Source organism: Bifidobacterium sp. JNUCC 75 (genome assembly GCF_054819865.1).
In genome coordinates this window covers 748,847-769,427 of record NZ_JBTHIF010000001.1, presented here as the reverse complement: position 1 = coordinate 769,427, position 20,581 = coordinate 748,847, and the positions used below count along the sequence as shown (strand labels likewise).

10 protein-coding genes and 2 CRISPR repeat arrays are annotated in these 20,581 nt (G+C 55.4%); of the genes, 9 read left to right on the top strand and 1 reads right to left on the bottom strand.

What is annotated here, in order from left to right; translation table 11 throughout:
- The first annotated feature begins 68 nt into the window (after positions 1-68).
- Genes cas7e through cas2e form a run of 5 tightly spaced genes read left to right on the top strand, consistent with a single transcriptional unit; the run spans position 69 to position 3,986 of the window.
- Positions 69-1,205 carry a type I-E CRISPR-associated protein Cas7/Cse4/CasC gene (gene cas7e / locus ACVWNW_RS03295; protein WP_454483024.1) on the top strand — a complete coding sequence of 379 codons (1,137 nt, stop codon included), beginning with the start codon at positions 69-71 and terminating at the stop codon, positions 1,203-1,205.
- A gap of 2 nt (positions 1,206-1,207) precedes the next feature.
- A complete protein-coding gene (cas5e, locus tag ACVWNW_RS03290; protein WP_454483022.1) occupies positions 1,208-1,921 on the top strand; it encodes a type I-E CRISPR-associated protein Cas5/CasD in 714 nt (237 codons plus the stop codon).
- A 9-nt stretch (positions 1,922-1,930) separates the two neighbouring features.
- Positions 1,931-2,620 carry a type I-E CRISPR-associated protein Cas6/Cse3/CasE gene (gene cas6e / locus ACVWNW_RS03285; RefSeq protein WP_454483020.1) on the top strand — a complete coding sequence of 230 codons (690 nt, stop codon included), beginning with the start codon at positions 1,931-1,933 and terminating at the stop codon, positions 2,618-2,620.
- Complete coding sequence (gene cas1e / locus ACVWNW_RS03280) at positions 2,617-3,603, top strand: type I-E CRISPR-associated endonuclease Cas1e (protein ID WP_454483018.1); 987 nt, start codon at positions 2,617-2,619, stop codon at positions 3,601-3,603. The genes cas6e and cas1e overlap by 4 nt, the downstream gene beginning before the upstream one ends.
- On the top strand, positions 3,603-3,986 hold the full coding sequence (cas2e, locus tag ACVWNW_RS03275) for a type I-E CRISPR-associated endoribonuclease Cas2e (protein WP_211120585.1): 384 nt from the start codon (positions 3,603-3,605) through the stop codon (positions 3,984-3,986). Before cas1e ends, cas2e begins: the two co-directional genes overlap by 1 nt.
- 205 nt (positions 3,987-4,191) lie before the next feature.
- A CRISPR array of direct repeats spans positions 4,192-12,640; the repeat unit is 28 nt; unit sequence GTGCTCCCCGCATCCGCGGGGATGATCC.
- A gap of 399 nt (positions 12,641-13,039) precedes the next feature.
- Positions 13,040-13,312: a CRISPR direct-repeat array (repeat unit 28 nt; unit sequence GTGCTCCCCGCATCCGCGGGGATGATCC).
- A gap of 303 nt (positions 13,313-13,615) precedes the next feature.
- Here cas2e and ACVWNW_RS03270 read toward each other — a convergent pair.
- Complete coding sequence (locus ACVWNW_RS03270) at positions 13,616-13,876, bottom strand: hypothetical protein (protein WP_454483016.1); 261 nt, start codon at positions 13,874-13,876, stop codon at positions 13,616-13,618.
- Between the two features lie 1,125 nt (positions 13,877-15,001).
- Between ACVWNW_RS03270 and ACVWNW_RS03265 the strand changes: the two genes are divergently transcribed.
- From ACVWNW_RS03265 to ACVWNW_RS03250, 4 genes are all read left to right on the top strand, one after another.
- Positions 15,002-17,140: a glycoside hydrolase family 36 protein gene (locus tag ACVWNW_RS03265; RefSeq protein ID WP_454483014.1), complete on the top strand. Its 2,139-nt coding sequence runs from the start codon at positions 15,002-15,004 to the stop codon at positions 17,138-17,140.
- 93 nt (positions 17,141-17,233) lie between these two features.
- Positions 17,234-18,601, top strand: coding sequence for an ABC transporter substrate-binding protein (locus ACVWNW_RS03260; protein ID WP_454483012.1), 1,368 nt, complete (start codon positions 17,234-17,236; stop codon positions 18,599-18,601).
- A 101-nt stretch (positions 18,602-18,702) separates the two neighbouring features.
- On the top strand, positions 18,703-19,641 hold the full coding sequence (locus tag ACVWNW_RS03255) for a carbohydrate ABC transporter permease (RefSeq protein ID WP_198229670.1): 939 nt from the start codon (positions 18,703-18,705) through the stop codon (positions 19,639-19,641).
- Entirely contained in the window at positions 19,638-20,531 is an 894-nt protein-coding gene (locus ACVWNW_RS03250) for a carbohydrate ABC transporter permease (protein ID WP_219997525.1), read from the top strand. The genes ACVWNW_RS03255 and ACVWNW_RS03250 overlap by 4 nt, the downstream gene beginning before the upstream one ends.
- Positions 20,532-20,581 lie beyond the last annotated feature (50 nt).

The window sequence follows — 20,581 nt, the reverse complement described above, 5'->3', positions numbered from 1 at the left end:
TCGTCATCGAGCAGATACACATACACAAGATCACCAATTTTCAAAATAAATATTAAGGAGAATATGCCATGTTTATGGATATTTACGCAGTACAGAACGTCCCTCCGAGCAACATCAATCGTGACGAGACGGGCAATCCCAAGACCGCTCAGTATGGCGGTGTCTTGCGCTCGCGTGTCTCCAGCCAGGCCTGGAAGCGTGCCATGCGTGAGACCTTCAAATCGTTGCTGGACGAGAAGCAGCTGGGGGTGCGGACGAAGAACGCAGTCGAGCTGATCGTGAAGGCCATGGTCGATCAACGGCCCGAGTCAGAGGATCAGGCTGAAAGCTACGCCTCCTTGGTTTTGCAGGCTACTGGAGTGAAGGTTGTCGCTTCCACTCGTGCAGGGGCGGCCAGTGGCAAACCAGTCACTCAGTACCTGATCTTCATCGGCAATACCGAGATCGGGAGGCTGGCCAATATTGCTCTGGAATGGATGGATCAGGGAAAGGATCCGGCCAAGGCACCAGATTCGGCTATGAAGAAGGAAGTGTCGGGGGTCTTCCACGGTGAGCAGGCGGTCGACATCGCCCTGTTCGGCCGTATGCTGGCTGATGCCCCTGACCTGAATACGGATGCCAGCGCTCAGGTGGCTCACGCTATCTCCGTGGATGCCATTAAGCCTGAGTACGACTATTTCACCGCCGCTGATGACTTCACGGAAGCAGATAATGCCGGTGCAGCCATGATCGACTCCGTAGGTTTCAACTCATCCACGCTCTATCGCTACGCGACCGTGAACCTGGATGCCTTGCAGGAGCAGATTGGCAATGTGGAGGCGACTGCGAGAGTGGCTTCGGTCTTCGTAGAGGCCTTCATCCGATCCATGCCGACCGGCAAGCAGAATTCCTACGCCAACAGGACTCTGCCCGAGACCTGCATTGTGGCCTTCCGTGACAGCCAGCCTATTAATGCCGTGGAAGCCTTTGAACGTCCGGTTGCGGCCGAGCATGATCAGCCTATCTCACAAGTCGCTGGACGCAGACTGGTTGAGGAGCTACGCAGGATTCAGGATGCCTATGATGAGCAGCCTGTGCGCGCTTGGGCGATCAGCACGGATTTGTCGACGCAGGACTTGGCTCCGGTGGCTGAGTCTGTCGGTCTCAAGGATCTGACCAGCCAGGTGGATGCTGAGACTATGCAAGTGCTGGGTCAGCAGGAGTAGTCATGAGCATACTGCTGTTGCGATTGTCGGGTCCTTTGCAGTCCTGGGGAAGCTCCTCGCGTTTTACGATTCGCACTACGCAACGGGAGCCCACCAAGAGCGCGGTGATTGGTCTGCTTGCTTCGGCGCAAGGGCGCCAACGCGGTGACGACATTGAGGACCTGCTGCATCTAAGCTTCGGAGTCCGCATCGACCAACCGGGCATCTTGGTCAATGACATGCAGACAGAGCATGGTGCCAATGTCAAAGCCATGCCATTGACCAATCGGTACTATTTATCCGATGCGAAATTCCTGGTGGCTTTAGGTGCTGATTCTGCGCTTCTGGAAGGTCTGGACCAGGCTCTGCGTCATCCCCGGTGGCCATTATATTTGGGTCGCCGGGCTTGCCCGCCGGATTATCCGGTCTCGCTTGGGTTGGTTCAGGAGGACCGTGTGGATCAGGCTCTGCGCACCCATCCCTGGATTGCTGCTTTCTGGTACAAGAAACGCCATCAGGGCTGCCGACTGGAGGTCGTCTGTGATGCGGACTGTGTCAAGGACGAAGACAACGGGGTTGTCTCTTCCCAAGCAGATGTTCCGCTGAGTTTCGGTGCTGCTCGCAGATATGCGGTCAGAACTGTTAGCCGATACAGAATACCCAATCCGGATGGTCCCGGCCCTGACGAGCGGCGGACTAAAGCAGTTCCGGATCATGATCCAATGTCGTTTTTCTAGGAGGCAGGCATGTATATATCCAGAATGCCGTTGAACACTGCGCGGTATGCAGCCAAGCAACTGATCGCCTCGCCTTACCGGCTTCATGCCGCCGTTGAGAAGTCTTTCCCTCCGTGTGCTGTACGCAGTGGCGATGAGGGGCGCATCCTGTGGCGATTGGATTTCTCCCGTGATGGGGATTCGACCTGGCTGTATGTGGTGAGTCCCGAGCGTCCTGACTTCACCCATATTGTTGAGCAGGCTGGTTGGCCGACCCGCGCAGAGTGGGAAGTGAAGGACTACGAGCCCCTGATCAGCCATATAGCCAAGGGGCAGGAGTGGGCCTTCAGACTTCGGGCCAATCCTGCCAGACAGGTTCATATGGACAAGGGGCGACGGTCCGATCATGCAGTAGTCGGCAAGGTGATGGGGCATGTCACTGCGGATTATCAGCTGTCTTGGCTGGAGAAGCGCAGTGAACGCAACGGATTCGCCCTCTTGGGAAGCTCGGAAGAGAATCACGGGCCGTCCTGCCTTGTTTCCGAGCGCCGCAAGGAGCAGTTCGCTCATGGGAGCAGCAAGGTCACCTTGGTCACAGCCCAATTCGATGGACAGCTCCGTGTAACTGATGCTCAAGCTTTTCAACGTTGCCTGCGGCAGGGCATCGGCAGGGCCAAGAGCTTCGGCTGCGGACTGCTGACGGTGGCTCCGATCCGATGACTAGGGACCAGTCCATGGGGGCTGCCGGGAGAACCGAGATTCCCGGCAGTCCCCCTCCTGAATTGGGTGATTTGGTGCGGGCCGAGGATAGGCTCTCGTTCGCCTATTTCGAGCACTGCGTTATCACTCGCGAGGACAATGCCATCGCAGTCACCAGGGATACCGGGACTATACGGTTGCCTGCAGCCAATCTGGGTGTGCTCATGCTGGGTCCTGGCACCACCGTCAGTCATCAGGCCATGGTGGTTATCGGTGACAACGGTGCCAGCGTGGTATGGGTGGGGGAGCGCGGTGTGAGGATGTATGCCTTCGGTCGTCCTCTGACGCATTCGGCTGCTCTTCTGCAAAGGCAGGCGGCGCTGGTCTCCAACACCCGTAAGCGTTTGGCTGTGGCGAGGGCCATGTATCAGATGCGCTTTCTTAACGAAGATGTCAGTTCTTGTACCATGCAGCAGCTGCGTGGGCGTGAAGGCGCTCGAATTCGACAGGTCTACCGTCATTGGTCGGAACTGACTGGTGTCCCGTGGGACAAGCGAACCTATGATCATGAGGATTTCAATGCCGGTAACGAGATCAACAAGGCTCTGTCGGCTGCTCATACCTGCTTGTACGGAATCGCTCACTCGGTAATCGTTGCGCTTGGCTGTTCTCCGGGCTTGGGGTTCGTCCATGTGGGCCATGAGCGCTCCTTTGTTTATGATGTGGCTGATCTGTACAAGGCCGAAATATCGATTCCTGTAGCCTTCAAGACTGCTGCAAAGCAGCCCGACGACATCGGATCAGCCACCCGGCATGCCATGCGCGATGCTGTCTATGACCTCTCGCTCATGCGACGGATGGCTCGCGACATTCCAAGACTGCTTGGAGCGCCTGTCTCTTCGTCTTCTGATGAAGATGGCGAGACCTTGGAGCTTTGGGATGAGAAGGTTGGTGCGGTTCCAGCTGGGAGATCCTATGCAGATGAAGATGAGGGGATGAGCTGATGGTGGTCGTCGTTTTGACGGCATGCCCAGTGGGCCTGCGTGGGGATTTGACTCGATGGCTCCTAGAAATAGCATCTGGGGTTTTCGTGGGCCACGTCACCGCTAGGGTTCGGGATCGACTTTGGGAACGCATCACAGGGCAAATCCGAACAGGCAAGGCCATTATGGTCTATTCCGCCCGCAATGAGCAGCATCTGGGTTTCAAGGTGCATCGCTCGGATTGGAACCCAGTTGACTGTGAAGGATTGGCCCTTATGGAGAAGCCTGCTGATGGCGGCGACGGCAGATCTGCAGGAGGCGGAAACCGATACCGCCGGACCGGTTGGAGCAATGCCAGCAAGTACAGGCGAGCGGCAAAGTTCAGGCGTTCGCGTTCTGACTGAATACAACTGGACCTGCACTTTTCAGATGAGCTTTGCCGATGAGGGCCAAGCACTAGTTACTGGGTAAGTGCATGGTTAAAGGGCTGAGTGTAGATAGTCTAAATTGCAGTGGTTGAGACGGGAAATAGAGGGGGTCGAAATGCAAACTCATTAAAAATCAGAGATCTTGTCTATCATATTGTTGGGATTGCAAGGATCTTTAAGTGTGCTCCCCGCATCCGCGGGGATGATCCCCTGGGCTTTGGCATTCAAAAGTTTGTCAGCGAGTGCTCCCCGCATCCGCGGGGATGATCCTTGTTACCTACGATACACAGGAGATGATACCATGTGCTCCCCGCATCCGCGGGGATGATCCTCAAAGACATTCACACCGGCCCACCGGGTCTTAGTGCTCCCCGCATCCGCGGGGATGATCCGCGATACGAATCAGGAAGACGAGGAATTCCAAAGTGCTCCCCGCATCCGCGGGGATGATCCCGGATTGACAAGTCCGAATCATAGTGTTAGAATGTGCTCCCCGCATCCGCGGGGATGATCCCAGCGACGGCACCATCACCTGGGGCCAGCCCGAGTGCTCCCCGCATCCGCGGGGATGATCCTTATCCTCTCAGTATGGCGGGGTGCTATCGTCTGTGCTCCCCGCATCCGCGGGGATGATCCTCGTGGCGACATTCGGCGCACCGGAAACCCCAGGTGCTCCCCGCATCCGCGGGGATGATCCCAACGGGGCCGTGCCTGAGCTGATCGTAACGATGTGCTCCCCGCATCCGCGGGGATGATCCCTTGATCGGATCACTGGCGGGTTAGGTTATGGGGTGCTCCCCGCATCCGCGGGGATGATCCCGCGCAACAAGCCGAGAGAATTTTTATAGAAAAGTGCTCCCCGCATCCGCGGGGATGATCCCCCGCTGGTTGCGTTCATTGATTGACCACTCACGTGCTCCCCGCATCCGCGGGGATGATCCTGCCTCAGCAAGAGACGATACACGCCCCTGCAGGTGCTCCCCGCATCCGCGGGGATGATCCCAGCATTGGCACGGCATTAGTGGATATTGATAGGTGCTCCCCGCATCCGCGGGGATGATCCTGTGTCTCACTAGTCGAGAACCGGATGAAGATGGTGCTCCCCGCATCCGCGGGGATGATCCTCTCCAGATAGCTCATGCCGTCGCGCATGGTGAGTGCTCCCCGCATCCGCGGGGATGATCCCATGGTCAGCTTGTCGCGCAACATTCCATATCTGTGCTCCCCGCATCCGCGGGGATGATCCCGCCGGTTCTTTCGCCAACGATGGATACGTACCGTGCTCCCCGCATCCGCGGGGATGATCCCAGCCATGCAGATAAGCACCAAACGGGCCATCAGTGCTCCCCGCATCCGCGGGGATGATCCCCGGATACGAAACAAACATCGCAACATATTACAGTGCTCCCCGCATCCGCGGGGATGATCCACTTGGACAACATTAACCAGGTCGTTCAAAACATGTGCTCCCCGCATCCGCGGGGATGATCCTCTGCATGTCGTGTCCGGTGTTCTTGAACACGTGTGCTCCCCGCATCCGCGGGGATGATCCCCACCGCATTCCCCATCGGACACGGAACCCTTTGTGCTCCCCGCATCCGCGGGGATGATCCCGGTTCCGTCTTGCACATTATCCACCGTGATACGTGCTCCCCGCATCCGCGGGGATGATCCTCAGAAAAGTGTTGCGGTTTTGGGAACCATGAAGTGCTCCCCGCATCCGCGGGGATGATCCCCGACGATGGTCAAGGTCTCACCCTTGTACTCGGTGCTCCCCGCATCCGCGGGGATGATCCCCAGCCACCGATCGATCCAAAAGCGCCCATAACGTGCTCCCCGCATCCGCGGGGATGATCCCTTGACTTGCACCGTTGGTTTACAGTCGTCAATGTGCTCCCCGCATCCGCGGGGATGATCCTTTTGTGCAGAGTATCAAGAGAGCACTCGGACTGTGCTCCCCGCATCCGCGGGGATGATCCTCGTACCTGATAACAGCCGGGGAGCCACGTCACGTGCTCCCCGCATCCGCGGGGATGATCCCCATTAACTTGAACAGATACGTGGAATCTACGGGTGCTCCCCGCATCCGCGGGGATGATCCCTGCGTTGGCTCAGTAACAAATTTGCGGGTTATGTGCTCCCCGCATCCGCGGGGATGATCCCTGGTGGCTTCATCCACGCTCCTATCCTTGAAAGTGCTCCCCGCATCCGCGGGGATGATCCCTGGGAGGATCATGATGATTGCCTATCAGCCGAGTGCTCCCCGCATCCGCGGGGATGATCCTCAATCGGTCAGGCGAGCATGGTCAAGCTGCGGGTGCTCCCCGCATCCGCGGGGATGATCCGGCGGCTATCTGTTTTACCAGTGTCTGGACAACGTGCTCCCCGCATCCGCGGGGATGATCCTCATCCCGGTCTATCCAGAGCATGGCCGACCATGTGCTCCCCGCATCCGCGGGGATGATCCCAATAGGCTGGCTAGCGGCATGGGTGTGCCCGAGTGCTCCCCGCATCCGCGGGGATGATCCCTTGAAAGAGTAGTAGATTGACTAAATGTGAACGTGCTCCCCGCATCCGCGGGGATGATCCTCACTATCACCCGACCACCATCAATGTCGATGAGTGCTCCCCGCATCCGCGGGGATGATCCCAGGCTGTTGCCTGGGCTGACGGGCACGAAGCAGTGCTCCCCGCATCCGCGGGGATGATCCCGACATCATGAAGGATGCCAACACACTGCTCAAGTGCTCCCCGCATCCGCGGGGATGATCCCTCTAAGGAATTCATCAGTCGTATCGTTCCAGTGTGCTCCCCGCATCCGCGGGGATGATCCTTTATTGTCGCCGTCCACGGAAAGCCCGGCGATGTGCTCCCCGCATCCGCGGGGATGATCCTCACCTTGTCGGAATCGACATTGAGACCCTTGCGTGCTCCCCGCATCCGCGGGGATGATCCTTGAGTAGTGACTGTTTTGTTTGTTTAACTGTGGTGCTCCCCGCATCCGCGGGGATGATCCCGACTCACTATCACTGTCGCCAAAGATAGCGTACGTGCTCCCCGCATCCGCGGGGATGATCCTCAGCCTCCGACATGTCGGCAGGCAGGCCGACAGTGCTCCCCGCATCCGCGGGGATGATCCGGACTGGGATAATCTCGCCAAGCTCCCGCAGGAGTGCTCCCCGCATCCGCGGGGATGATCCTCACGCACCCGCACATCCAAGCAGCCACGGTTAGTGCTCCCCGCATCCGCGGGGATGATCCCCGACCGATCAAAGTAGCAGGCTACAAGGGTGTGTGCTCCCCGCATCCGCGGGGATGATCCTGACTGTCAGAAGGCGCATAAAAAGCATCATCAGTGCTCCCCGCATCCGCGGGGATGATCCCTGATAATCTCATGACCAAAACGGTCCTCAACAGTGCTCCCCGCATCCGCGGGGATGATCCCAGCTACGGTACTGTCTACCAGCAGGTGATCAAGTGCTCCCCGCATCCGCGGGGATGATCCCTCGCAAGCGTTGGCAAAACGCGAAAAATCATCGTGCTCCCCGCATCCGCGGGGATGATCCCCTATACTTCTGGCTGCTGAGGCATTCACCACAGTGCTCCCCGCATCCGCGGGGATGATCCCGTCATCAAAGGCAAGCCGACGATGAGCGCGGAGTGCTCCCCGCATCCGCGGGGATGATCCTCCTATTCTTATGCGTTATCGTCCTAGGCTATTGTGCTCCCCGCATCCGCGGGGATGATCCCATATAATCCATTGGGCTTGGTAAGCTCCACTAGTGCTCCCCGCATCCGCGGGGATGATCCGTGATGAAAGAGGCAACCGGTCGGGTGATCGGCGTGCTCCCCGCATCCGCGGGGATGATCCTGAACGTGACTACAAATGCAATCTCTATGGCTAGTGCTCCCCGCATCCGCGGGGATGATCCTGAACATGGGAAAGCCGACTGAGCAAGTACGCGGTGCTCCCCGCATCCGCGGGGATGATCCCATTCGCCCTTGACGATTACCCCGATATAATAAGTGCTCCCCGCATCCGCGGGGATGATCCTGGCACCCGCCAAGTTGACGACTGCGATGGTGCGGTGCTCCCCGCATCCGCGGGGATGATCCATGGGGCTGGTTTTAGCCAAATGGTTACATATAGTGCTCCCCGCATCCGCGGGGATGATCCCTATATAGCTTCTATGGGTCATCTTCACAGTGTGTGCTCCCCGCATCCGCGGGGATGATCCCGTCATGGGCGCCCGGGTACTCATCGATGAAATGTGCTCCCCGCATCCGCGGGGATGATCCGGGTCTGATAACCCCCCTTTGCGGTTTGCACCAGTGCTCCCCGCATCCGCGGGGATGATCCTTGTGGGAATCCGGCCGGTGCGATTGATGGTGTGTGCTCCCCGCATCCGCGGGGATGATCCTATCATCGATGTATTCATCCGCATGAGCCTCGTGTGCTCCCCGCATCCGCGGGGATGATCCCAAATATCTGAGCCTACCCGGTCTGTTGGCGAGGTGCTCCCCGCATCCGCGGGGATGATCCCCAACGAGTCGTTCAGTCCAAAGCTCACTTCAAGTGCTCCCCGCATCCGCGGGGATGATCCTTGTACAATACGCCGTTGGCTTTGTCGGCACCCGTGCTCCCCGCATCCGCGGGGATGATCCTTGACGAAATAAGAATCTACTGAGCATACGAAAGTGCTCCCCGCATCCGCGGGGATGATCCTTTCTAATGATTGTATCGATCATCAGGTCGTCGGTGCTCCCCGCATCCGCGGGGATGATCCTCATTATGTCGATAGGCAGAGTCTATTATCTGTGTGCTCCCCGCATCCGCGGGGATGATCCCGGGGAGGAGGGAGGCACGCCGATCTCGGCGGAGTGCTCCCCGCATCCGCGGGGATGATCCTTCTATACGATTCAGGAGCGAGGTCTGATTCACGTGCTCCCCGCATCCGCGGGGATGATCCTGATTCACCTTGCAACATATGTTTCACTGCGATGTGCTCCCCGCATCCGCGGGGATGATCCTCAACAACATGGCCGGAACCCCCATGAGCCATAGTGCTCCCCGCATCCGCGGGGATGATCCTTCGCCAGACCGACGAAGTTGCCCTGGCTGTCGGTGCTCCCCGCATCCGCGGGGATGATCCTTTATTATACATTAGCTATCTATCTATTAAATAGTGCTCCCCGCATCCGCGGGGATGATCCCAGGGTCTGGCCGAATCAATGGTGGGTTATGCGGTGCTCCCCGCATCCGCGGGGATGATCCTGTCAAAGCCCGGGAAAGCCATGCCGTCGGCGGGTGCTCCCCGCATCCGCGGGGATGATCCCTCCTTTCACGACAAGTCTAGCAACAGATCACTGTGCTCCCCGCATCCGCGGGGATGATCCGTACTCCCCGTATCCGTACATGTCCCGGTATTCGTGCTCCCCGCATCCGCGGGGATGATCCTCGACCCCGGCGGACCATAGATTGCCATCAGGGGTGCTCCCCGCATCCGCGGGGATGATCCTCCGACATGGCGGCTGCTGAAACAGATCGTCAAGTGCTCCCCGCATCCGCGGGGATGATCCTTAGTGAGAGACAGAGTAATGTACAGCCAAAATGTGCTCCCCGCATCCGCGGGGATGATCCTGACGATCCAAAGCTGGGCCAGTGTGGACGACCGTGCTCCCCGCATCCGCGGGGATGATCCTGGCATGTCGTCTTCTCCGTTCCATCTGAGATAGTGCTCCCCGCATCCGCGGGGATGATCCTGAGTGGTGCCAGAGCTTGCATGAGCTGTCCGGGTGCTCCCCGCATCCGCGGGGATGATCCCCAGCCACCCAGAGCCCATAGTCGGCTCCAGCCGTGCTCCCCGCATCCGCGGGGATGATCCCGCGGCACTTGAGACCATCAATGGCAGCCATCAGTGCTCCCCGCATCCGCGGGGATGATCCTCAAAAACATCAAACGTAAGGGAAGAAAATGACGTGCTCCCCGCATCCGCGGGGATGATCCCACGGTCGGCCAGATCAAAAGCACCGTCACCAGGTGCTCCCCGCATCCGCGGGGATGATCCTTATGCCGTGGGTAGCGCAGCGACCCGTGCTCCGTGCTCCCCGCATCCGCGGGGATGATCCCCAGGCGGTGTTGAGCATGCGCGTGGATTACAAGTGCTCCCCGCATCCGCGGGGATGATCCTCCTGCATGGAGGTCTTCGCCTCACCGGATGCGGTGCTCCCCGCATCCGCGGGGATGATCCTGACCGCGTCACCACGACTGTCTATCTCTCTTTGTGCTCCCCGCATCCGCGGGGATGATCCTATTCGGCAAATTCTTGAGCATGAACTATCTAGGTGCTCCCCGCATCCGCGGGGATGATCCAGTGAAAAGGACGACGCTAAAGGGTTGGCCCAGGTGCTCCCCGCATCCGCGGGGATGATATGACACAAATCAAACAAGCTACTGGCAAAAAGGTGTGCTCCCCGCATCCGCGGGGATGATCCTCCTGACTGTGACCGGGTCGTCCAGGATTCATTGTGCTCCCCGCATCCGCGGGGATGATCCCACCGGCATATTCGGCCAGATCGCCCTGAAAAGGTGCTCCCCGCATCCGCGGGGATGATCCGCCTATCCGGCCATCTGGATCAGCTGCTGGTGAGTGCTCCCCGCATCCGCGGGGATGATCCCGAAGCATTGGACATAAATACCAAGCACACCATGTGCTCCCCGCATCCGCGGGGATGATCCTTGTTCGCACCTTTTCTGCCATTCTTCCTTATCGTGCTCCCCGCATCCGCGGGGATGATCCTTCCTGTTAGCCCCTCGATAGTTCTTAGTGATCGTGCTCCCCGCATCCGCGGGGATGATCCCGGGGCAGACGAACACTCACCTGCTCACCTCTAGTGCTCCCCGCATCCGCGGGGATGATCCCTCGGTCAGGCTATTGGCCGCGTTCAAAGCATTGTGCTCCCCGCATCCGCGGGGATGATCCTAGCTGGCTTTGACCGCTATCTTCTTCTTCGCCGTGCTCCCCGCATCCGCGGGGATGATCCCCACCCCGGCTACACACCCGCGTCGGATGATGAGTGCTCCCCGCATCCGCGGGGATGATCCCTGGTAACCGCTCACTCGCACGCCTGAATCCGTGTGCTCCCCGCATCTGCGGGGATGATCCGCGCCGTAATCGTCGGCGGCCACGCCGAAGTAGGTGCTCCCCGCATCCGCGGGGATGATCCCATGTCTCACCGGGACGCCCATAGTCATCCACAGTGCTCCCCGCATCCGCGGGGATGATCCCACCCTTGACACCGGTGTGCAGATCAATGGACAGTGCTCCCCGCATCCGCGGGGATGATCCTCTGGGCAAACGCGGCCTGACCGGCACGATCAGGTGCTCCCCGCATCCGCGGGGATGATCCCCGCTTCGCTCCGTCGATGGCTGCGGTCAAAGGGTGCTCCCCGCATCCGCGGGGATGATCCACAGTGGGAGGACGGACAGACCGTGTTCCTGCGGTGCTCCCCGCATCCGCGGGGATGATCCTCCGTTGCGCAAAGACCGGCAGACTGGCGATACCTGCTCCCCGCATCCGCGGGGATGATTAAATTCTAGGAGCCATAATATGGAACAGAAAAACGTGCTCCCCGCATCCGCGGGGATGATCCTACCAGTTCGCACACCTACCCGCGTGTAGTAAGGTGCTCCCCGCATCCGCGGGGATGATCCCGCCGCCAGCCCGTCGATTTCGTCCTCGACACAGTGCTCCCTGCATCCGCGGGGATGATCCTGCAGAATCGCCCTCGCTTCGGGAGACCGGAGCGTGCTCCCCGCATCTGCGGGGATGATCCGTAGCCGGTAAAGTTGAGCTTGGTCGGCTGACTGTGCTCCCCGCATCTGCGGGGATGATCCGGTCTGGAAGTCGATCTTGCCGGAGGAGACCATGTGCTCCCCGCATCCGCGGGGATGATCCTCGTGAGCTGCCTGCCAAGGTCATCCGAGCCGCGTGCTCCCCGCATCCGCGGGGATGATCCCGCTACAGAGCTGGGGCTCAAAGTCTGCGAGCAGTGCTCCCCGCATCCGCGGGGATGATCCTTCAACTATTCAATCCTTGAGGGCGCGTGGTATGTGCTCCCCGCATTCGCGGGGATGATCCCTTTCGTGGCTTGCACAACAACGTGGAAGCGACGTGCTCCCCGCATCCGCGGGGATGATCCTCCGCTGAGGGCGAGGACAATCAGAACGACGATGTGCTCCCCGCATTCGCGGGGATGATCCCTGTTTGGGCCGGTTGGGGGGTACGTCCGTGGAGTGCTCTCCGCATCCGCGGGGATGATCCTGCGATCGGGACGTGCACGCTCAAAGTACACTAGTGCTCTCCGCATCCGCGGGGATGATTTGGGTCGGAATGGCAAGATTGCGTTTACCAACAGGTGCTCCCCGCATCCGCGGGGATGATCCGGATGGACGACGCCATAAAGCGTAAGAACTCGCGTGCTCCCCGCATCCGCGGGGATGATCCCGTCTTTACGGCTGCCCGGAACGGTGTCATGAAGTGCTCCCCGCATCCGCGGGGATGATCCCAGCATGGCACCCCCAAGGAGCTCTCCTCAACAGTGCTCCCCGCATCCGCGGGGATGATCCTACAAATATCAGGCTGGGACGTCCATCACCCGTGTGTTCCCCGCATCCGCGGGGGATGATCCCTGGAATTCACTCAGCTTACCCCACAGCAGTACGTGTTCTCCGCATCCGCGGGGATGATCCCTTCATCATGGGAGCAAGGGGTCTCGGCAAAACGTGTTCTCCGCATCCGCGGGGATGATCCCGAATCAGTCAACTCAATTATGATGGATTTGGGTGTTCCCCGCATCCGCGGGGATGATCCTCAAATCATCGGCTGTGTATGTTTCCTTCTTCTGTGCTCCCTGCATCCGCGGGGATGATCCCCCATGCTATGCCTCCCTGGTGTGCTGGATGATGTGCTCCCCGCATCCGCGGGGGGTGATCCTGCTCACCATCGAACCTATCTGAAAAGGGACATGTGTTCCCCGCATCCGCGGGGATGATTATCGGGCCTATTCCCTGGTGGTGCAGGAAAAAGAGTGCTGCCCGCATCCGCGGGGATGATCCCTGGCTTGAATTCTGCTTGTACGTATTCGCGTCGTGCTCCCCGCATCCGCGGGGATGATCCTTATCGTCTCTAGGTGTCCACGGACCAGCAGTCGTGCTCCTCGCATCCGCGGGGATGATCCCGGATCCATTGAGTCTACGAGACAATGCATCATGTGTTCCCCGCATCCGCGGGGATGATCCGGTGTACCAGGGTCTGGGCTGCCAGCTATTAAGACTCCCCGCATTAGCAGGGATAATTCCGAGCCCTATCGCTGACGGGAGATATAAGTGCTTCTCGCATTTGAGACGATAGGCAATTCTTGATTGCTGTTGTGTTTCCATTGTGCCTCATTATTGGCATTTAGCACGCGTTCTGCTGGATGCCGCCTGTGCGCGATCAGCTTCACGTTTGCAGTGGTTGCGGCTTTACGCCCACACTACGAACGTGAAAAGACCAATGAGGACTTCCCAATGTTCATCAGGTGCAAGTGGGTTAGTTGGAGCTCATGTATTCAGATACTCCCTAAAGGGTTCAAGCTCGATAAACTCGGGGTCGTTGGCCATTTTCCTGACTTCGGGCGGGAAAAGCCGTACCAGCTCGGGGTGGCCATATGCGACGTCAAGCACGCTCTCGATGGCTGCCAGCGGCTCGCCTGCTGTGAGGGCATCCTCCGCGTCGTCCTCCATCAATTGATCGATGCCTCGGATTATTTCCAGGCATTGGCGGGCATCTGCCATCATGGCATCAAAGCTGATATCCGTCATTCATTTTCTCCTCTCAGAGTCTCCGCCTGCTGGACTGCGCTCCTCACTTCTGTGGGGATGATCATTGGCAGAATTGTAGATGAGGAAAGCCCATTCAGTACTTTCTACGTCCAAAAGTGCTGACTTATTGTCGGCGCTTCGCTATGCTTAGGGACACGGACTAAGAGCCTTTTAGATCTTGTCTGTATATATGCTATTTGTAGCTGTTTGCTCAAATTGGGGGGAGTAAATCTTCTAGCTGTGTTCTTTGATATGGAGAGCCGCGAACTCTGATGACTCGTTTTTGCATTGGGTCATCGAATAAAGCCTCGTCTGTTCGAGAGCTGTCAACGCATTTGTTGATCTCTTCTTTCCGGGTATAATAAATTTTAGGTTGATGATGGGCTTTACATGTTGGCTCTGACACCGTCTTCTAATAAGTCGGCATTCTTGCAAACGACACGATATATTCAGTAAACCGAATTCAATCCCCAGCCTTTTTCACTTGGTTTGCTTGGCTTGGTCAGGTCAATATCAGGAGCTTGAATAATCGAAGTTATTTATCTTTTGCAAGATTGATAGGAGTAAAAAACTAGATGTTTGATTTGCTGGGGCAGAATATATGTGCTGTAGGCATACATGATGCGCGAATATCCGAGATATGGCTCCGGTCTGTTGAATTTCGTTGAAAAATGCTGAATAAGAGTCGAGATCATACAGAAATGCACAGAATAGCGTTCGGCGCACTTAGAGTCGATCGCCGCATATATTAAATCACTCCTGAGCAGAGATGCAGTCTTGCTTTTCTTGCCGATGTCAGAGTGCAGCTCGATATTGATTGGTCTCGTTAAGTGACAATATATGGTCGCCACCACGGCTTGCAAACCGTCTGAGGCGCCCAATCGGTGTTTTTAATCCGGGTGAAGGCACGAATAGCTGGATTTGACATGGAAGCGCTTCCAGTTTATTGTAGTTAGTGCTACAAAGGAGAGCTGATAAAGAGTATGAAACATTAGTAAATGTAAGAGAAGTTTAATAACTGGGAAACGTCCTCTATATGGAAGCGTTTCCTTTATATCGAGCATGTAGACAGTAATCCCGCCAATGTTGCTAAGGGAACAGGCAGGCTATCCGGAAGGTCAGAACATGAAACAACAAATCGAATGGCAGGCAGGTCGCATTTCGCTGACATTTGTGTATGGCGATTCGTTCCCTATATCTTTGGCTCATGTAGAAGTGGAAAGCAGGAAAGATGCTGAACGGAGCTTGTCGGTAACCTTGCCTCATGCCATTCCTCTAGTTGAAATCATGGCTTCTGGACGTGGTACAGGGCACTGGATCACCAATACTCGATCAGTGCAAACTACTCTTGGCCAGTCTCTACGGTATACATCATGCAAGTGCCTTGAGGAATCGGACGGAAGTCACTGTTATCTGGACATGAATAGTCCCAGTTTTGATATTGCTGTCCATCTGCATTTGTTTGTTCCTCGAGGTCAACGGACCGTACGGTCCATAGTGGATGTGACCAATATTGGTGACGACTCTTTGATATTGGAATCCGTTGTGCCGTGGAGCGCATCTTTCGGGACTACGGACGACAGCGGAATTACTGACTTATCATCTTGGGCGGTTTACGAATGTACCAATGAGTGTACTGGCGAGGGTAGATGGACTCGCACCCCCGTCCGCCATTACTGCCCTGATTTGCATGCCTCGCTCGCAAAACGTGATCCACAAGGCTGTCATGCCGTCATATCCGAAGGAACCTTTTCGACGGGTACCTCATCTCCTGTTGGTGTATTGGAATCAAAGAAGCTGCATATGTGCTGGGCTTTTCAGATCGAGCATAACGGCGCTTGGAGATGGGAGATCGGTCAAGACAGGGAAGATGGATATTTTGCTCTTTCAGGCCCCAATTGGAAGAACCATACATGGTCTAAGTGCCTGCGGAGTGGTGAACAGTTCACATCGGTCCCTGTGTCTGTCACATTGGGGGATTCCTTCGACTCCGCAATCGAAGCACTGACAAGTTATCGGCGCATTATCAGGAAGCAGATGGGGAGAGCATCCCAATCGCTCATTATTTTTAATGATTATATGAATACCATCAACGGGGATCCGACCACAGAAAAACTGATGCCCTTGATCGAGGAGGCAGGATCTCTGGATATCGATGTGTTTTGCATCGATTGCGGATGGTATGACGACTCTGGTGATTGGTGGCCCTCTGTAGGCGAGTGGGTGCCTTCCTTGAAACGTTTTCCCAATGGCTTGCATCAGGTTGTCGATGCCATACGTGATCGTGGAATGATTCCTGGGCTGTGGCTTGAGCCCGAATCCGTCGGCATCGATAGCCCGATAGCCTCCGAATTGTCGGACTCCTGTTTCTTTCAACACGATGGCAAACGGCTTATAGAGCAGAAAAGATTAATGCTCGATTACAGAAACCCTGCAGTTGTGAAACGAATGGATGATGTAATTGACCGTCTAATTGAAGACTACGATATAGGTTATTTCAAATTTGATTTTAACATCCGTCCAGGCTCTGGCACGACTTATGATTCGGATAGCTCAGGTGATGGGCTCCTGGAGCATAACAGGGCTTATCTGCGCTGGATAGATGGCTTGTACAGACGGCATCCGAAGCTGATTCTGGAAAGCTGCTCCGCTGGAGGTATGCGTACTGACTTTGCCCAGGCTTCACACTTTCAGCTCTTGTCCACATCGGATCAGCAGGATTATCGGCTATACCCGACAATTTCTACGGCAGCGCCAATGACTATGTTGCCAGAACAGGCAGGCAATTGGGCTTATCCTGAGCAGTCCATGGATGATGAAAACTTTGCCTTCGCATTGATGAACACTATGCTTGGTCATTATTTTCTGTCTGGATATCTCAACACGTTTACAGCGTCTCAAAAAGCGCTGATTCGACAATCCATTGATGTCTATAAGACTGCGGTGAGGCCTCATCTGATCAACTCCTCGCCCTGCTGGCCGTTGGGATTGCCGCAGTGGACCGATGACATAGTGACACTGGGGATGATGGATGGTGAAGTTTGTCTGCTTGCAGTCTGGGTCAGGGGAACAGAACGTTCAAATATCACGTTGCCGATTCCTAATGGCGCTGGCCGAAAAGGAAATGTTCGGATCATTTTCCCGACTTCCTTGGATAACAGACCATGGCGTTATTCCTGGAATGTAGAATCCGGCACATTGTCGATTTCTCTACCTTCCCGCCAGTATGCGGCGCGACTTTTTTCGATCGATCTTTCACAGTGAGGAATTCAACGGTGCAGCAGCATCGTTGCTTATTCGAGCCGCAAGCAGCATTCGGGGGAATTGCCGCGGACAAGATTAAAAGAAAGGAAATCAATGATGATATCTCAAAATTCCCTCTTTAAGAAAGGCAAAATCGCCTTGATAGGAGCATTAGCGTGCTCTATGTTGCTTTTGGGATCAGGCTGTTCCAATCCGACGGCAGCCAAAGGTTCAGATTCTGATAACGAAGGTGACTGGCCGGCTGCTAGCACTAAATTGGATGGCACAAAGCTGGTTTTGTGGGTGTCCCCCAACTCGAAGACCACTTTCGATAAGGTAGTTAAAAACTTTGAAGCCAAGACAGGTGCTCAGGTAAAGATCTCCGTCATCGCCGATGTGTACAAAAATAATGCACAGACGAAAATTGCCACTGGGGATGTACCCGATATCGGTGTCTGGCAGCCAACTGCTTCAATGTTGGCAGGTTTGGTATCGCAGAACAAGATCCAAAAACTAGATAGCGCTCCATTCGTCAAGAATTATAAAAAGGGATTTGCTAATGCGGCAGGTGTCTATAAGAAGTCACGGTATTCCGTGTTATTCACTGCACCTTCGGTATTAGGAGTCTATTACAACAAAGAGGTGTTCAAAGCTGCGGGTGTCGATAAGCTGCCCAAGAATTGGGATGAACTGATAGACACAGCTGAGAAAATAAAACAGAATCCGCCTGCAGGGGTCGAATCGCCTTTCTATGACATGGGTGGAGCCCAATGGGGTACGCAGTGGGCTGTTCAAGTTCAACTGGCGGAAGCCGCCAAGAAAGGACTTTGGAACCGCATCAATACTCGCAAAGAGAAATTCACCGATACCAACGTGATGTCAGCCATCGAGGAATATCGCGATATGATCGAGAAGAGGAAGCTGTTCAACGCTGATATCGGTTCTGCAACTGATGTGATGGAAGAGCAAGCCCTATTGAATGGCAAGACAGGCATGATCTTCGGTAACCTCAGCCTCTTCCTTGGTGTTGCGGCTATGGCAGGCAACAGTAAACAGGTCCTGGATCAGAAAATCGGTTTCTTCCCCATTTCCAAAAAGGGAACAATAGCTACTGTGGTCCCTGAGGAGACCAATGGACTTGTTACCTTCAAGACCGGCGATGCCAAGCGTGAAGCGGCGTCACGTCAGTTCCTGGCTTATCTGATGGGAGACGGGTATAGTGACTTCATCAACAGCCAGAACACCACTTCCATACTCTCCACGGTAAAGACGCCGGGATCCGTGCCGCAGGCTTTGATTGATGCCAATGACTCCATAAGCAACAGTGTCGGTTCTATGCAGTCGCTTGCTTTGGCGAATCCTGACCTATACATCAACTTGGCCAATATGGTCAATGGCACAATGAGTGCACAGCAAGTGGCGCAGACCACGCAGGACCAGTTTGATGAGGTCGCCAAGGCCCAGGGGGTCAGTGGGTTCTGATTGATGTTCCTTAACACATGGTGGCGGGCATAGTGCCCAAGAAAATAGGTAGCTTTGTCCGTCACCGTTTCCCGTATTACCTGGCTTAAGAGGTTTCTATCATGCAGTTACACAAGACGTGGCACACGGGTCGTATTGGTACCTCCCAGGTGCGACACAACAGACTGACATTGCTTCGTCAGAACTATCCCTTGCGGTTCCTGGCACCGGCTGGAATCATGCTCCTGGTGTTCTTTTTGCTGCCCACTTTGGTGAATTTTGTTCTTGCCTTTACTAACTGGTCGTCTTTTAATCCGTCTATATCCTTTAACGGCTTTGATAATTTTGCTGCTCTTTTCAAAAATGGCATGCTTCTAAGAGACTTGAGGACCACGCTTGTTTTTGCTATATGCGAGGCTTTCTTCCAAAATGTCTTTGGTTTGGCTCTCGCCGTCTTCTTGGAAGAAGATACTGTCCAGAACAAGATTGCCCGGGTGCTCTTTTTCATTCCTGTGCTGATGTCGGCTCTTGCAGTCGGTTATGTTTGGCAGGCCATCCTTCAACCTCATGGAGCGTTGAACCAACTTTTGGGAGCTATCTCAGGTCACGCAATCAGTATCGCTTGGCTAGGTAGCACTACTTGGACCATTGTTCTTGTCTCGGCGATTCAAGGATGGAAATGGGCAGGCTTGGCCATGATTATTTATCTCGCCGGTCTGAAGACAATTGACCCTGAAGTATTGGAAGCTGCCACAGTAGACGGTGCAAACTCTTTTCAAATGTTCTGGAAGATCAAGTTTCCGTTGCTTGCGCCTGCGGTCACCTTCAATGCGGCAACTGCACTGCTGGGATCCATGAACGGTTTCGACACTATCCAGGCTATGACCGATGGTGGCCCGGGCGGTTCGACTGAGATTTTCAATCTCTTCGTTTGGAGGACATTTGGCCAAGGTACCTATGCCCAGTCAACGACGATGAGTCTGATTCTATTCCTTGTGGTGATGATTATGGCCGTTCCCGTAATCACCTATCTTCGCAAGCGTGAGGAGAAGATATTATGACCATGGCATCATATGGTTCGCAGGGGTTGCGCAAGGAGCCATCTAAAGGTGTGCCTAATAAGAGCAAACAGGTTAAAGGCAGGCACCTGCTGCATACGATCATGCTCGTCGTGCTAGTGGTTTTGGCTCTTGGGCTGCCGTTCTATCTGCTGATTATCACTGCAGGGAAGAATCAGGCCGAGGCCTTGAAGCTTTCTTTGTCATTGCCCACCCATTGGTACCTTATTGATAATTTCAGAACGGTCATCACTGAGGGGAAAATGATCCCCGCCTTCTTCGGTAGTATTCTGGTGACTGTTCCATCAGTGGTGCTTGCTTTGATTTTTGGCGCCATGGCTTCCTGGATTCTTGCCAGGCGAACAACTAAAGCCATGTCTATTGTTTACGCACTCTGCATCTCCGGGTTGATTTTACCTCCGGCAGTGGTGTCGGTAATGATGTTATTAAAAATGATGGGTCTGGCTGGTACCGCGATTGGCATGATCTGCATATACGTCGGCATTTATCTGTCGACGGTTATTTTCTTCGTTACCGGCTTCATAAGGACCATCCCCATATCCCTTGAGGAATCGGCCAGGTTGGACGGTGCGTCGCCGATGAGAATTTTCTTCACCATTGTTCTGCCGTTGCTCGGGCCAACTTTGTCGGCTGCGACCATACTGTTGATACTTTATATATGGAATGATGTCTTCTATGCCCTGTTCATTTTGTCAGGGAAGCTAGATACCCTGCCGCTCAATCTGTATAACGTGGCTAGCGCTGGCTTGCACCTTAACAATTGGCATTTGATTTTTGCCTACATTATCTTAATGAGCCTTCCGCTGCTGATTATTTTCGCGGTTGCCCAGAAGAAGATAATCTCTGGCATTACCGGAGGAGCAGTCAAGTAGAGATTGGTGTAATTCTCGGTACTAGAGAGGCCCCTTGCTGAATTCTCAAA

Excerpts from the sequence above, each read along its gene's own strand:
- ACVWNW_RS03250 (WP_219997525.1), top strand. The coding sequence starts at position 19,638 with ATGACCATGGCATCATATGGTTCGCAGGGGTTGCGCAAGGAGCCATCT.
- ACVWNW_RS03255 (WP_198229670.1), top strand. The coding sequence starts at position 18,703 with ATGCAGTTACACAAGACGTGGCACACGGGTCGTATTGGTACCTCCCAG.
- cas7e (WP_454483024.1), top strand. The coding sequence starts at position 69 with ATGTTTATGGATATTTACGCAGTACAGAACGTCCCTCCGAGCAACATC.
- ACVWNW_RS03265 (WP_454483014.1), top strand. The coding sequence starts at position 15,002 with ATGAAACAACAAATCGAATGGCAGGCAGGTCGCATTTCGCTGACATTT.
- cas5e (WP_454483022.1), top strand. The coding sequence starts at position 1,208 with ATGAGCATACTGCTGTTGCGATTGTCGGGTCCTTTGCAGTCCTGGGGA.
- cas6e (WP_454483020.1), top strand. The coding sequence starts at position 1,931 with ATGTATATATCCAGAATGCCGTTGAACACTGCGCGGTATGCAGCCAAG.
- cas2e (WP_211120585.1), top strand. The coding sequence starts at position 3,603 with ATGGTGGTCGTCGTTTTGACGGCATGCCCAGTGGGCCTGCGTGGGGAT.
- cas1e (WP_454483018.1), top strand. The coding sequence starts at position 2,617 with ATGACTAGGGACCAGTCCATGGGGGCTGCCGGGAGAACCGAGATTCCC.
- ACVWNW_RS03270 (WP_454483016.1), bottom strand. The coding sequence starts at position 13,876 with ATGACGGATATCAGCTTTGATGCCATGATGGCAGATGCCCGCCAATGC.
- ACVWNW_RS03260 (WP_454483012.1), top strand. The coding sequence starts at position 17,234 with ATGATGATATCTCAAAATTCCCTCTTTAAGAAAGGCAAAATCGCCTTG.